Raw genomic sequence first — 12,867 nt, forward strand, 5'->3', positions numbered from 1 at the left:
GATCACGGAAGACAGGGCAGTTGCCTGCGACACTTGGACGGACATGACCGAGCAGCGATCGCCGTGGGCGCGCCCACCGGCCGGGTCCGACGACCGCGCCGGTGGGTTCGCGTACCCCGTGCCGGAGCAGAAGAGCGGTACCGCGCCGCGGGCCGGCACCGTGAACACCGCGCCGCTGGACCGTCCCACCGGCTACCGCTCCGGCGTCGTGACCGGGCTCAGCCCGACGCCGCCGACGCCGCCGGCGTCGCCCGTACCGGCCGGGGTGGCGCCGCCGCCGGACCCGGGACGCCGCGACCGGCGCATGCTGTGGTGGTTCGGTGGGGCGGCCATCGGCGTGGTCGCGATCGGCGTCGTCACGCTGCTCGTACTCGTGGTGACCGGCGGTGGCGGCCCGTTCGGCAGGCGGCTGGCCGGCCCGTCGGACACCCGGCCCGACCTAGCCAAACTGTGCCCGCCGCCGTCACAGGACGCGGCGAGCGGCGCGCCGGCCGCGCCACCGCCGGCCGGGCCGCGTACGGTCGACGCCGACTCGGGCATCTCGTACGCCGCGTACGGGGACCCGTGGCTGCCCTGGCGCGACATCTGGACCAAGGGCACGCTGCACGTGTCGTACCGGTCCGGCCAGTACTTCGTGACCGAGACCTACGTCGACTCCGACGGCTTCCAGAACGAGTACCTGGCGTCGGTCCTGTCCGGCTCGGTCCCGGCCGCCAACAACGACACGCTCTCGCTCGACCTGCGGTGCACCGGGCGGCAGGTCGCCGCGGACGTGCGGGCCGAGTACTACCCGCAGCCCAACACCGTGGAGATGCTGCGTGACGAGCAGACCACCCTCGGTGGGCGGCCGGCGTGGGTGACCAAGTTCCGGATGCATTTCCACCGCGCCGGCCTCAAGGCAACCGACGAACTGGTGGGCCTGGCGCTGGTCGATGTCGGAAGGCCCCGCGCGGCCGTCCTGTACGTGTCCATTCCGGGCACGCACCACAAATACGACTGGGTTGTAGACGATGTTCTGGACTCGGTAAGGCCGGTGGGATGATCGGGCGCCGTCGCGACCGGTTAGTGTCGCAAGGGTGTCTGTTCGTAGTGCCGCCATCCGGGTACCGGCAACAAAGTACCCAGTCGAGCGCCTGACCCTGTCCAACGGCCTGCGCGTGGTGCTCTCTCCCGACCGCACGGCTCCGGTCGTCGGCGTGGCCGTCGTGTACGACGTCGGAATCCGCTCCGAACCGGAGGGGCGCACCGGGTTCGCGCACCTGTTCGAGCACCTGATGTTCCAGGGCTCGGAGAACCTCGAGAAGCTCGCACACTTCCGGTACGTGCAGGGCTCCGGGGGCACCTTCAACGGTTCGACGCATTTCGACTACACCGACTACTTCGAGACGCTGCCCGCCAACGCGCTGGAGCGGGCGCTGTTCCTCGAGGCCGACCGGATGCGGGGGCCCCGCCTGACCGAGGAAAACCTCCGCAACCAGGTCGACGTGGTCAAGGAGGAGATCCGGGTCAATGTGCTCAACCGGCCGTACGGCGGGTTCCCCTGGCTGAAGCTGCCGCCGGTCATGTTCGACACGTTCCCCAACGCCCACGACGGGTACGGCTCCTTCGTCGACCTGGAGTCGGCCACGGTCTCCGACGCCGCGGAGTTCTTCGAGCGCTACTACGCCAACGGCAACGCGGTCCTGGCGGTCACCGGCGACTTCGACGTGGCCGAGGCCACCCGGCTGGTGGAGGCGCACTTCGGGGACGTACCGGCCCGTAAGGCGCCGCCCCGACCCGACTTCGCCGAGCCGGACCTGACGGCCGAGCGCCGCGAGTCGTACACCGACCGGCTGGCCCCGCTGCCCGCCGTCGCGGCCGCGTGGCGGGTACCGGATCCGATCGACGACCTCGCCGGCTACCTGCCGTACGTGGTGCTGGCCGAGGTGCTCACCGACGGCGACGCCTCCCGCCTCGTCGAACGCCTGGTGCTGCGCGACCGCACCGTGACCAGCGTCGGCGGGTACCTGGGGTTCATGGGCGAGCCGTTCGCGGTACGCGACCCCACCGCGCTGGTGCTCCAGGCCCACCTCCCACCGGGCGGCGACGTCGACAAGGTCATGGCCACGATCGACGAGGAGTGCCAGCGGCTGGCCACCGACGGGCTGGCGTCGGGCGAGCTGGCGCGTACCCAGGCCCGGATGGTGACCCATCAGCTGCGCGAGATCGACGCCGTGCTGGGCAGGTGTCTGCAGGTCGCCGTGCTCGAACAGCAGCGCGGCGCCCCCGAGCTGGTCAACGAACTGCCCAGGTTGATCGCTGAGGTGACCGAGGAGCAGGTGGTCGCGGCTGCGGCCGCGCTCACCGCGCAGCGGCGGGCGTCGGTCGAGGTCATCCCCGGGGGAGGGAACAAATGAGGGAGGTGCCGGCACTCGGGCCCAACCGCCCGATGAAGCTGCCCAAGATCGTCGAACAGACCCTGTCGAACGGGTTGACCGTCATCGCGATCCGCCGGCCGACCGTGCCGCTGGTCGAGGTGCGGCTGCGGGTGCCGTTCGCCCGGGCCAACCTGGCGCGTGCGGCCGTGCTCACACAGACGCTGATGTCGGGTACCGACGGCATGAGCGGGGTCGAGATCGCCGCCGAGCTGCAGCGGGTCGGCGGCGCGCTGTCCGCGGGCGCCGACCCCGACCGGCTGCTGGTCGCGGGTAACTCGCTCGTCGGCGGGCTGGGCCGGCTGTTGGAGATCATGGCGTCGGTGCTGACCGGCGCGGCCTACCCGGCGGGCGAGGTCGCCACCGAGCGGGGACGGCTCGCCGACCGGATCCGGATGGCGCTCAGCCAGCCCGCGCACCTCGCCCGGGAGGCGCTGTACAAGCGGATGTACGGCCGTCACCCGTACGCGGTGCAGACCCCGACTCCGGAGCAGGTCCTCGCCGTCACCCCGGGGGCGGTGCGCAAGCTGCACGCCGAGCGGATCCACCCGGCGGGCGCGACGCTGGTCATCGCCGGCGACATCACGCCGCAGAAGGCGATCGACACCGCCGAGCGGGCGCTGGCGTCGTGGGTCGGCGACGGCAAGGACGTCGAGCTGCCGAAGGTGCCGCCGCTCGAGCCGGGGCCGTTGACGCTGGTCGACCGGCCCGGCGCGGTGCAGTCCTCGCTGCGGCTGGCGTTGCCGGCGGTGCCGCGTACCCACCCCGACCACGCGGCGCTGCAGCTGGCGAACCTGGTCTTCGGCGGGTACTTCTCGTCGCGCTGGGTGGAGAACATCCGCGAGGACAAGGGGTACACGTACGGGCCGCACTCGACGATCGAGCATGCGGTGGCCGGTTCGTCGCTGGTGGCGGCGGCCGAGGTCGCGACCGAGGTGACCGCCCCGGCGCTGCTGGAGACTATGTACGAGCTGGGGCGCCTCGCCACCCTGCCGCCTTCCGAGGACGAGCTGGAGCAGGCCCGCCAGTACGCGCTGGGCACGCTCCAGCTGGGCATGTCGACGCAGGCCGGGCTGGCCGGGCTGGCGGCCACGTACGCGGCGTTCGGGCTACGGCTGGACTACCTGGCCGAGCACGCGGCCCGGCTGGCGAAGGTGACCGTCGACGAGGTCGCGGCGGCCGCCGCGCAGTACATGGCGCCGGCTAGGCTGGCCGGGGTCGTACTCGGTGACGCGGAACGGATCGAGCCGTCGCTGTCCGCGCTGGTACCGCTGACGCGGGCAGGGAGCGAATCGGCTTGAGCGAGCACAACACCGCTGTACAGAACGGATCCGAGCCCGCAGGCCTGGAGCCGGACGGGGTCAAGCCCGTGAAGCTGGGGCCGCTGCGGCTGCCGCCGGGGGCCCGCCCGGCCATCGGAGGCTTCGATCGGGCGGCACATCGCCGTACCGATGCCGACTGGCTGGAGCGGGCCTGGTCCGACGCCCTCGTGGTGGTGGTCGACGAGGGCCGGGCCCTCGTCCGCGACGAGCCGCCGAGCCTGGTGTTCACGCCGGCCGCCGAGGTGGACGCGGCCGAACGCTACTTTCTGGGCGAGGACGCGCGGGGCCGGGCGTACTTCGCCGTCGACGGCGGGATCACCGCGCCGCCGGGCACGCACAAGGCGACCATCCGGGACGTCGGCCACATCCTCGACGAGCCGGACGCGAGCCTGCTGATGACGGCGGTCGCGCTGGTCAACTGGCATGCGCGGCACCGGTACTCGGCGCGTACCGGCCGGCCGACCACGCTCGCCCAGGGCGGCTGGACGAGGGTCGCCGACGACGGCGAGACGCTGTTCCCACGTACCGATCCGGCGGTCATCATGCTGGTGCACGACGGCGTGCCGGGCCCGGCGGGGCGCTGCCTGCTCGGGCACAACGGCGCGTGGAAGGCGCCCGGGTGGGCCCGCCGCTACTCGTGCCTGGCCGGCTTCGTGGAGCCGGGGGAGCCGGCCGAGGCCACGGTGATCCGCGAGGTGGACGAGGAGGTCGGCGTCGAGGTACGTGACGTCCACTACGTCGCCAGCCAGGCGTGGCCGTTCCCGGGCTCGCTGATGCTGGGCTATCTCGCCGTCGCCGACCCGGACCAGCCGGTCCGGGTCGACGCCGAGGAGATCACCGACGCGCGCTGGTTCAGCCGCGCGGAGGTGGCCCGCAGCCTCGCGGGGGACGAGACCGACTTCGGCCTGCCGATGGCCGCGTCGATCGCGCACTACCTCATCCGGACCTGGCTCAGCGGTTCGCCAACTCCGCCAGCTGGGCCTTGACCTGCACGATCGTCGGGTTGGTGAGGGTGGAGCCGTCGTCGAAGCGCACCGTCGGGACGGTCTGGTTGCCGCCGTTGACGCTCATCACGAGCTCGGCGGCGGCTTCGTCCTGCTCGATGTCGACGACCGTGTACTCGATCCCCTCCCGGTCGAGCTGGGTCTTGAGCCGGTGGCAGTAGCCGCACCACGGCGTCGAGTACATAGTGATCATTACGGTCGCCTCCGAAAGTCGGACCCTTCACATGCGTGCTACGGGGAGAACGTCGCACCTGCCTGAGATGATTCCTTGTCGTGGCGCACAGTTCTGAACAAGGCCGACCGTCGACGACCGCCAGCCGGGTGCTCGCCGGCCTCGATGACGAGCAGCGCGCCGTGGTCGTGGCACCGGCCGGCCCGGTGTGTGTGCTGGCCGGCGCGGGCACCGGCAAGACCAGGGCGATCACCCACCGCATCGCCTACCGGGTGCTCACCGGAGAGGTCCGGCCGCAGCATGTGCTGGCCGTCACGTTCACGGCGCGGGCCGCGGCCGAGATGCGGACCCGGCTGGCCCAGCTCGGCGTGCAGGGCGTCCAGGCCCGCACGTTCCACGCCGCCGCCCTGCGCCAGCTGCGTTACTTCGCGCCGCGCCTGTTCTCCGGCCGTGAGCTGCCCGAGGTGGTCGACAGCAAGGCGCGGCTGGTCGGCCTGGCGGCGGCGAAGGTCGGCCTGCGCGCCGACCGCACGGTCGCCCGCGACCTCGCCAGCGAGATCGAGTGGGCCAAGTCGTCGATGGTCGAGCCGGGGGAGTACCCGGTGGCGGCGGCCAAGGCCAATCGTGAGCCTCCGGTGGACCCGGCCCGGGTGGCGGAGGTCTACGCAGAGTACGAACGGGTCAAGCGGTCCCGCGGGGTGATCGACTTCGAGGACCTGCTGCGCACCGCGATCTGGGCGATGGAGGAGCACCCCGACGTGGGGGAGCAGATCCGGTCGCAGTACCGGCACTTCGTCGTCGACGAGTACCAGGACGTCAACCCGGTGCAGCAGCGGCTGCTGGAGACCTGGTTGGGCGGCCGGGACGACGTGACCGTGGTCGGCGACGCCAGCCAGACGATCTACTCGTTCACCGGGGCGAGCTCGGCCTATCTGGTGGACTTCCCACGGCAGCACCGGGGCGCGACCGTGGTCCGGCTGGTGCGCGACTACCGGTCCACCCCGCAGGTGGTCGGCCTCGCCAACGCCGTTATCTCGCAGGCCCGCGGTGAGCTGGCGGGGCTGCGGCTGCAGCTGGTTGGGCAGCGGCCGGCCGGGCCCGAGCCCGACCTGCGCGTCTTCCCCGACGAGCCGGCCGAGGCGACGGCCGTCGCCCAGCGCTGCGCGGCGATGATCGCGGCCGGCACCCCGGCGAGTGAGATCGCGGTGCTGTTCCGTACCAACGCGCAGTCCCAGAGCTACGAGGAGGCGCTCGCCGAGGTCGGCGTGCCGGTCGTGGTGCGCGGCGCGGAGCGCTTCTTCGAACGCGGGGAGGTCCGGCAGGCCATGGTGGCGCTGCGGGCCGCCACCCGTACCACCCCGCCCGACATGCCGCTGCGACAGGCCGTGGTCGGGGCCCTGGAGGCGGTCGGGTGGCGGCCGGACGCCCCGCCGCCCGGCGGCAACGCCCGCGAGCAGTGGGAGGCGCTGGCCGCGCTGGTCAACCTCGCCGAGGAGTACGTGACGGCAGCGGCGATCCCGCTGCCGGGTGCGGAGGCCCGGCCGGCGACCCTGGAAGGCTTCAATGAGGAGCTGGCCCGGCGGGCCGCGTTGCAGCAGGTACCCACTGTGGAGGGCGTGACGTTGGCGTCCCTGCACGCGGCGAAGGGCCTGGAGTGGGACGCGGTGTTCCTGGTCGGCCTCGCCGAGGGGACGCTGCCCACCACGTACGCGAAGACGCCGGAGGCGGTCGAGGAGGAGCGCCGGCTGCTCTACGTCGGCGTCACCCGGGCCCGTGAGTGGCTCTGGCTGTCGTACGGCGGCGCCCGCTCGCCCGGCGGGCGGCACCGCCGGCCGTGCCGGTTCCTGCCGGCCCTCGACCCGGAGGCCGGCCGCGCACCCACGCGCCCACGTCCGAAATCCGACGGGACGCGCCGCCGGGTCGCGGTCATGTCCTGCCGGGTCTGCGGCACCACGCTCATCAGCGGTGCCGATCGCAAGCTGGGCCGCTGTTCGACCTGTCCGTCGACGATGGACGAGGAGCTGTTCGAGCGGCTGCGCGAGTGGCGCCTGCGGGTCGCGACGGAGCAGAAGGTCCCCGCATACGTGGTGTTCACCGACGCGACGTTGACCGCGCTGGCCGAGCGCCGGCCGGAGCGGCTGGAGGAGATGGCCGCGATCGGGGGGATCGGGCCGCGCAAGCTTGGCCTGTACGGTGAGGCGGTACTCGCGCTGATCGATGGCGCCGACATCGATGATCTTGTTCAAAAAAATCTTGGATAACTCTTCGGAAATTCGTTTGCGCGGTCCGAGCGCCCCGGAATAGCCTGCTGACACGCCCTGCGGACGACGCAATCTTCGGTGCCGGCCGCCGGGTGGCCGCACCGCGTTCGTCACGCGAACGCCCGTAACGAGAGCAGACAGGAGGTGGACGACGTGAAGCTCACGGCCGTATACGAGCGACCGTCGGCGCTGCTGCCTGTCCGCACTCAGGTGTCTGGTGCTCCAGGTTCGCTCGTCGCTTCCGCTGCCGCCCACGTCAACGTGGGCCACGTGGCTGTTTCCGGCGGGCTGGGCGTCGGCACGTCGCAGATCCAGGCTCAGCGGGCTCAGATGCAGGGGCGCATTGGCTCCCTGTACGGGCTCACGACCAAGGACGCCGCCAAGAAGGCCGACACGGTCTTCGGCGATGTCCGCGGAGTTCCACCTCGAGGAAGGCCGGTCTAGGGACCACCTAGACCACCGGCTCACCTCGAGGCCGCGGAACCCGCAACCGGGATCCGCGGCCTCAGTCTTTTACCACGAGTAATCGAGACCACGAGCAGAAAGAGAGGTGACCGGAATGAGTCTGGCGACGGCGTCCCTCGACGTCACAGTCGAGGTGGACGCGGGTTGTCTGCGCAGTTCGGTGCCCGGAGTGAAGTCGGAGCTTCCCTGCCGCACGTTCGACCCGGACCTGTGGTTCTCCGACAGCCCCACCGAGTTGGAGCTGGCCAAGGGCCTGTGCGGGGACTGCCCGCTGCGGGTGGAGTGCCTGGCCGGCGCGCTCGAGCGGGCCGAGCCCTGGGGGGTCTGGGGTGGCGAGATCTTCGAGCGGGGAGCGGTCGTGCCGCGCAAGCGGCCTCGTGGCCGGCCCCGGAAGGAGGACGTCGCCCGGGATGCCGTCCTGCGCGTCGAGGTGGCGGCTCGCACCGCCGCCGTCGTCGCGGGAGTGGCGGCCTGACATGACGACCCGTACGCCTGCCAGCCGTCGACTGCGGAAGTCGCAGTCGGTCCGGCCTACCAAGGTATCGAGCAACACCCGACCGAGGAGCATCACAGTGAAGATCCCGACCGGGATACAACTCATCAACGAAGCGTTGTCACGTGCGCGAACGCGTCGGCCTCAGGACGTGGGGACTTCTGAGGCTTACCGTTCCGCCCGGCAGATCGCGATGAGCGCGCGGCGCGAGAGCGCCCGTCTGCTGGGCGAATAACGACTAGGGCAGTACCACCGGTGCCCGCCCCCGACGGGGGCGGGCACCGGCGCGTTTGGCGAGGACGATCAGTCGGCCGTGAAACCGGGAAGCCACTCCTCGACGATCTCCCGGTATCCGGCCCGCGCCTCCAGCTGGCACAGCACGCCGATCGAGCCGAGCGTGACCCGGTGCACCAGCAGGTAGGACGGCGGGAGGTTGAGGTTTCGCCCGAGCTGGTACGCCGGGCTGCGCGGGTTGGCCAGCCGGGTCGCCTCCGCCCGCAGCCACGCCCGGCTGAAGCGGAAGTCGTCGCTCGCGATGGGCTCGAGGATCGGCAGGAGGTAGTCGAGCACGGCCTGCGCGTCGATCTCGAGGTCGGGCTTGACGAAGCCCTCCTCCCGCAGACCCGCCAGTACGCCGTCGGCGTCGCCGTCGAGCGCGAGCCGGGTCAGCCGCCCGATCTGCTCGAGCATCCCGGCCGGTACGCGGGCGACGGCACCGAAGTCGAGCACGGCGAGCCGGCCGTCGGCGAGCATCCGGAAGTTGCCCGGGTGCGGATCGGCGTGCAGCAGCCCGTCGGTCATGTGCGGCGCTGAGAAGTGGAGCACCGCCATGCGCTCACCGGCGGCGTCCCGTTCGGCCTCGGTGCCGGAGGCGATCACGGCCGACAGGGGGGTGCCGTCGACCCACTCGGTGACCAGCACCCGCGGTGAGGTGGCCACGACCGACGGCACGTAAATCATGTCGTCCTCGGCGTAGCCGTGCGCGAACTCCTCCTGCGCGGAGGCTTCGAGCTCGTAGTCCAGCTCCTCGACGATACGCGCCTTCAGCTCGGCGACCAGCGGTTTCACGTCCAGGCCGGGCTGGAGGACGCGGAACAGGCTGGCCAGCCGGCTGAGCTGGTTGAGGTCGGAGACGAGGGCGTCGCCGGCCCCCGGGTACTGCACCTTCACCGCGACCTCGCGCCCGTCGGCCCACACCGCACGGTGTACCTGGCCGATGCTCGCCGCCGCGGACGGCTTGTCGTCGAACTCGCGGAAGCGCTCCCGCCAGTCGGCGCCCAGCGAGGACGCGATGACCTTGTGGACGCTCGCGGCGGGCAGCGGGGGCGCGGCCTCCTGGAGCTTGGTGAGCGCGGCCCGGTAGGGGCCGGCCAGCTCTTCGGGGAGGGCCGCCTCGAACACCGACAGCGCCTGGCCGAACTTCATGGCGCCGCCCTTGAGCTGGCCGAGCACGCTGAACAGGTGCTCGGCGGTGCGCTGCTGCACCTCGGCGGAGACGACGTCGGCGGCGATCCCGGTGACGCGCTTGCCGAGGCCGAGCGCGGCCCGACCGGCGAACCCGATCGGGAGGGAGGCCAACTTTGCCGACCGGCTGACGGCGCGGCGAGGGATGTCGGTCATTGCGTCAATTCTTACCTGGTCTTAGCAACGATCGGCGAGTTCGTCGGCAATCACATCGGGGGTGAGGTTGCCAACTGCGCCGTCTTTCGCCGCAGCCGCCGTCGAGCTCGATGGTAGCGCCCCTGGTCCGCGGCGAGCCCCCGTCGAGATACGCGAGCACCTCGGCCACGGCGTACCCGACACCCAGCAGGGTCGTGGTCGCCGCGCAGGCCTGGCTGGGCGGTGGCGCGGTGGCCAGCTGCGCCGCGAGCACCTCCCAGGCCGGGTCGCGGTCGCCGCGGTGCAGGTCGAGGCAGGCCAGGCAGGGCGAGCCCGCGGGCGGGACGAACGGACCGACGACCACGGCCGCGTCCCGTACCGCGACCGCGAGGTGCGGCAGGCGCCGTCTCGCGTACGCCCTGGCCGTCAGCGCCGCCGGGGTGGGGTCGGCGCCGACGCGTACCGCGAACGTCGCCTCGTCGGGTCGTAGCGGGGTCACGACGACGCCCGGGGCGGCCCGGGTGACCAGCTCCGGCACCGCCTCGGCCGCGGGCCGGCCGACGTCGGCGGCCGACAGCCCGCCCGGCGCCACGTCGTCGCTGGCGACCGGGCCGGAGACCCGGGTGGCGACGTGACCCACCCCGGCGGCGGCGAGCGTCGCGGCGATCGGGGCCGCCAATCGTGCCTGACCGGTGACGAGAACCCGCGCGGCGGAGCGCCGGCGCAGCAGTTGGGCGGGGGTACGCGGCGCCGCGGAGGCAGCGGCGATGGCGGCGCTCCCGGCGGGCGGGAGCTGCCGGGTCGCGAGCGCGGCGGCCTCCCCGGCGAGTCGGCGGCGCTGCGCGTGCGGCAGGCCCCGCGGTACGAGGGCCTGCGCGCTGATGAGCACGCCGGCCTGGCGCAGTGCGGTGAGCACGCCGGCCACCTGGTCGGCGGAGATGCCCAGGGCGGCGGCTTCGGCGGTGACGGCCCGTTCGGTACGGGTGCCGTCGAGCAGGCCGAGGATGCGGGCCGAGACGGGCTGGGTGAACTCCACGATCACCGCCCGGTCGGGATCGGTGCCGAGCTGGAGCGTGGTGCGGTCGCGCCACAGGGGGCGCAGGTGTGGCAGCAGGGTCGGTCGGTCCATACCGCCAGACCATGCTCGTGCGAGCGCTGTGCCGCTCCGGTTGTCCACAGCCAGGGGTGTGGACAACCGCTAATCCACAGCGGTACACCGGGGTTGTTCACACGGGGTGTGCCGAAGTGTCAGCTATTTGTCGCCGGCCAGGCGTCGCCGGCTATGTGTCACCGGCCGGGCTGGCGGCCGGTCCGGCCCACCGCGCGGGTGGTCCGGGCCGGCCGTAGCTCCGGTCGGCTGTCCGGGGTGTGGACGTTGCGATCAGGCCTTGCCCAGGATCCGGTTGACGGTCGTACCGCAGACCGGGCAGGTGCCCTTCGCCATCCTCATGCCGGACTTGGATACGGCGACCTCGCCCTGGAAGTCACGCTTTTCCTTGCACTTGACGCAGTAGCCGTTGTAGGTCTCGGCCACGGTTGCCCTCCTCATGGTTCCCGCCGGCACGGGTTTCGCCGGCGGCTTGATCAGCCGGCCCGCCCTCCCCGGGTGGTACGGCGGTCCTGCTCTCCCCGTCGGTGAAGACAGGGGGCAGCAGTACCACGGTGACACGAGGTGCGAACCGACCACGTGAGTCTGCCTTGTCTGAGTCCCGCAAAAAGTCTGGTTATGCGAGACACGCCGACTAATTGTTGTCCACAGGTTGTGGATAACTCTGTGGGTGATGGTGTGGGTACCGGTGGATAACGAGTGACGCGCCGGTGGATTCAGGGTGATCCGTCGGCGAGTCGCTCTCCAGGAATCTTTCCGACGAGATACCACGAATCATCTTCATCCGGGCGGGTGACAGAGAATTGACTCTTGCGCCCCATGGGCGGCTGCCGGCTAGCGTGCCCACGTGGGCAGTACCCCGGGGTTACGCAGGACCGGCGTGCGCAAGCCGGTCGTCGAGGTGCGACGCAGCCAGCGCCGCCGGCGGACCGTGTCCGCGTACCGGGACGGCGAGCGCGTGGTTGTACTGATCCCCGCCCGGTTCTCCCGCGCCGAGGAGCGCGAATGGGTGGACCGGATGCTCGCGCGGCTCGACGCCCGCGAGCAGCGTAGCCGCCGCACGGACGCCGCCCTGCAGGCCCGCGCGGCCCGGATCGTCGCCCGCTACCTGCCCGAGCACGCCGGCGCCGCACGCCCGGTGAGCGTCCGGTGGGTGACCAACCAGAACGGCCGCTGGGGCTCCTGCACGCCGGCCGACGGCACCATCCGGATCTCGCACCGCGTACAGGAGATGCCCGACTGGGTGATCGACTACGTGCTGCTGCACGAACTCGCCCACCTGGTCGTGCCCAGCCACAGCGCCGACTTCTGGGGCCTGGTCGCCCGCTACCCGAAGACCGAACGCGCCCGGGGCTACCTTGAGGGGGTGTCCGCAGCCGCCTGCCTCGGGATGAGCGACGAATGAGGCGCGCTGTCATAGCGTTGCTGACCGAGGTCGGCTGGGCTCCGCCGGGTATCGGCCGCGAGGTGTGGCGACGGGCGCTCGCCGAGGATGTCGTCGACCTGCTGAGTACGCTCGCGGCGGCCGAACCGGCGATCGCCGTGGGGCCGGCCGACCGGGACCTGGCGGCAGCCATCGCCTGGCCGGGCATGCCGGTGTTCGAACTGCCCGAGCCCACCCCACTGGCCGCCCTGCGCGCGGCGGCGGACGCCGGGTACGCCATGGGCGCGGTCCTGGCCGCCGACGCGCCTGATCTGCCCGGGATGCTCATCGGCAAGCTGCTTCAGCCGCTGACGAGCCGGATAGCCGCGGTGGCGCCCGCCCACGGGGGCGGACTGCTCGGTGTCGCGAGCCGGCTGCCGCTGCCCGACTGGCTGCCGCCGGTCGACCTGGACGCCGGCCGGCCCGAGGAGCTACGCGCGGCGGCGCCGCGGAAGGCGCTCGTCGCGGTCACGCCCGGCTGGCGGCGCCAGCGCGGCCCCGAGGATCTGACCGGCCTGGATCCGGCCCTGGAGGGCTGGGAGGCGACCCGCGCGCTGCTCTCCTTTGGAGATCTTGGACACTTGCGCCAGCTATAGGTCGCACAAG

13 protein-coding genes are annotated in these 12,867 nt (G+C 72.1%); 9 read left to right on the plus strand and 4 right to left on the minus strand.

What is annotated here, in order from left to right:
• The first annotated feature begins 43 nt into the window (after window positions 1–43).
• The 4 genes from HC031_RS07465 (at window position 44) to nudC (ending at window position 4,722) form a co-directional block, all read left to right on the plus strand.
• Window positions 44–1,042 (plus strand): hypothetical protein, encoded by a 999-nt coding sequence (locus HC031_RS07465; RefSeq protein WP_240942175.1) that lies wholly within the window; start codon window positions 44–46, stop codon window positions 1,040–1,042.
• Window positions 1,043–1,076: 34 nt separating this feature from the next.
• A complete protein-coding gene (locus tag HC031_RS07470) occupies window positions 1,077–2,396 on the plus strand; it encodes a M16 family metallopeptidase (protein ID WP_338090520.1) in 1,320 nt (439 codons plus the stop codon).
• Window positions 2,393–3,715 (plus strand): M16 family metallopeptidase, encoded by a 1,323-nt coding sequence (locus tag HC031_RS07475; RefSeq protein WP_167924409.1) that lies wholly within the window; start codon window positions 2,393–2,395, stop codon window positions 3,713–3,715. Before HC031_RS07470 ends, HC031_RS07475 begins: the two co-directional genes overlap by 4 nt.
• A gap of 89 nt (window positions 3,716–3,804) precedes the next feature.
• Window positions 3,805–4,722 carry an NAD(+) diphosphatase gene (nudC, locus tag HC031_RS07480; RefSeq protein WP_420813610.1) on the plus strand — a complete coding sequence of 306 codons (918 nt, stop codon included), beginning with the start codon at window positions 3,805–3,807 and terminating at the stop codon, window positions 4,720–4,722.
• On the opposite strand, the gene HC031_RS07485 is transcribed toward nudC, so the two are convergent.
• On the minus strand, window positions 4,688–4,933 hold the full coding sequence (locus HC031_RS07485; RefSeq protein ID WP_167924410.1) for a mycoredoxin: 246 nt from the start codon (window positions 4,931–4,933) through the stop codon (window positions 4,688–4,690). The two genes, nudC and HC031_RS07485, sit on opposite strands and share 35 nt — an antisense overlap.
• Window positions 4,934–5,013: 80 nt before the next feature.
• On the opposite strand from HC031_RS07485, the gene HC031_RS07490 reads away from it, so the two are divergent.
• The 3 genes from HC031_RS07490 to HC031_RS07500 all read left to right on the plus strand — a co-directional run bounded on the left by HC031_RS07490 (window position 5,014) and on the right by HC031_RS07500 (window position 8,113).
• Window positions 5,014–7,173, plus strand: a complete 2,160-nt coding sequence (locus HC031_RS07490; protein ID WP_338090521.1) for an ATP-dependent DNA helicase UvrD2 — start codon at window positions 5,014–5,016, stop codon at window positions 7,171–7,173.
• Between the two features lie 153 nt (window positions 7,174–7,326).
• Window positions 7,327–7,617 carry a hypothetical protein gene (locus HC031_RS32435; RefSeq protein ID WP_205862355.1) on the plus strand — a complete coding sequence of 97 codons (291 nt, stop codon included), beginning with the start codon at window positions 7,327–7,329 and terminating at the stop codon, window positions 7,615–7,617.
• A gap of 115 nt (window positions 7,618–7,732) precedes the next feature.
• Window positions 7,733–8,113, plus strand: coding sequence for a WhiB family transcriptional regulator (locus HC031_RS07500; protein ID WP_167924412.1), 381 nt, complete (start codon window positions 7,733–7,735; stop codon window positions 8,111–8,113).
• A gap of 321 nt (window positions 8,114–8,434) precedes the next feature.
• On the opposite strand, the gene HC031_RS07505 is transcribed toward HC031_RS07500, so the two are convergent.
• The 3 genes from HC031_RS07505 to HC031_RS07515 form a co-directional block, all read right to left on the minus strand.
• Window positions 8,435–9,751 carry an ABC1 kinase family protein gene (locus HC031_RS07505; protein WP_167924413.1) on the minus strand — a complete coding sequence of 439 codons (1,317 nt, stop codon included), beginning with the start codon at window positions 9,749–9,751 and terminating at the stop codon, window positions 8,435–8,437.
• Window positions 9,752–9,755: 4 nt separating this feature from the next.
• On the minus strand, window positions 9,756–10,859 hold the full coding sequence (locus tag HC031_RS07510) for a hypothetical protein (RefSeq protein WP_167924414.1): 1,104 nt from the start codon (window positions 10,857–10,859) through the stop codon (window positions 9,756–9,758).
• Between the two features lie 252 nt (window positions 10,860–11,111).
• On the minus strand, window positions 11,112–11,279 hold the full coding sequence (locus HC031_RS07515; protein ID WP_240942176.1) for a DUF5679 domain-containing protein: 168 nt from the start codon (window positions 11,277–11,279) through the stop codon (window positions 11,112–11,114).
• A gap of 406 nt (window positions 11,280–11,685) precedes the next feature.
• Between HC031_RS07515 and HC031_RS07520 the strand changes: the two genes are divergently transcribed.
• Together HC031_RS07520 and HC031_RS07525 are read left to right on the plus strand one after the other, a co-directional pair.
• Window positions 11,686–12,243 (plus strand): M48 metallopeptidase family protein, encoded by a 558-nt coding sequence (locus HC031_RS07520; RefSeq protein WP_420813602.1) that lies wholly within the window; start codon window positions 11,686–11,688, stop codon window positions 12,241–12,243.
• The gene (locus HC031_RS07525) at window positions 12,240–12,857 is read left to right on the plus strand and encodes an NTP transferase domain-containing protein (protein ID WP_167924415.1); all 618 of its coding nucleotides are present in this window, start codon (window positions 12,240–12,242) and stop codon (window positions 12,855–12,857) included. The genes HC031_RS07520 and HC031_RS07525 overlap by 4 nt, the downstream gene beginning before the upstream one ends.
• Window positions 12,858–12,867: the final 10 nt, after the last annotated feature.

The sequence above is a fragment of the Planosporangium thailandense genome (assembly GCF_011947195.1).
GTDB lineage: Bacteria > Actinomycetota > Actinomycetes > Mycobacteriales > Micromonosporaceae > Planosporangium > Planosporangium thailandense.

Bases quoted from the DNA above. Each gene is read 5' to 3' on its own strand.
- HC031_RS07525 (WP_167924415.1), top strand. From the start codon at position 12,240: ATGAGGCGCGCTGTCATAGCGTTGCTGACCGAGGTCGGCTGGGCTCCG.
- HC031_RS07465 (WP_240942175.1), top strand. From the start codon at position 44: ATGACCGAGCAGCGATCGCCGTGGGCGCGCCCACCGGCCGGGTCCGAC.
- HC031_RS07485 (WP_167924410.1), bottom strand. From the start codon at position 4,933: ATGATCACTATGTACTCGACGCCGTGGTGCGGCTACTGCCACCGGCTC.
- HC031_RS07500 (WP_167924412.1), top strand. From the start codon at position 7,733: ATGAGTCTGGCGACGGCGTCCCTCGACGTCACAGTCGAGGTGGACGCG.
- HC031_RS07515 (WP_240942176.1), bottom strand. From the start codon at position 11,279: ATGAGGAGGGCAACCGTGGCCGAGACCTACAACGGCTACTGCGTCAAG.
- HC031_RS07505 (WP_167924413.1), bottom strand. From the start codon at position 9,751: ATGACCGACATCCCTCGCCGCGCCGTCAGCCGGTCGGCAAAGTTGGCC.
- HC031_RS07475 (WP_167924409.1), top strand. From the start codon at position 2,393: ATGAGGGAGGTGCCGGCACTCGGGCCCAACCGCCCGATGAAGCTGCCC.
- HC031_RS07510 (WP_167924414.1), bottom strand. From the start codon at position 10,859: ATGGACCGACCGACCCTGCTGCCACACCTGCGCCCCCTGTGGCGCGAC.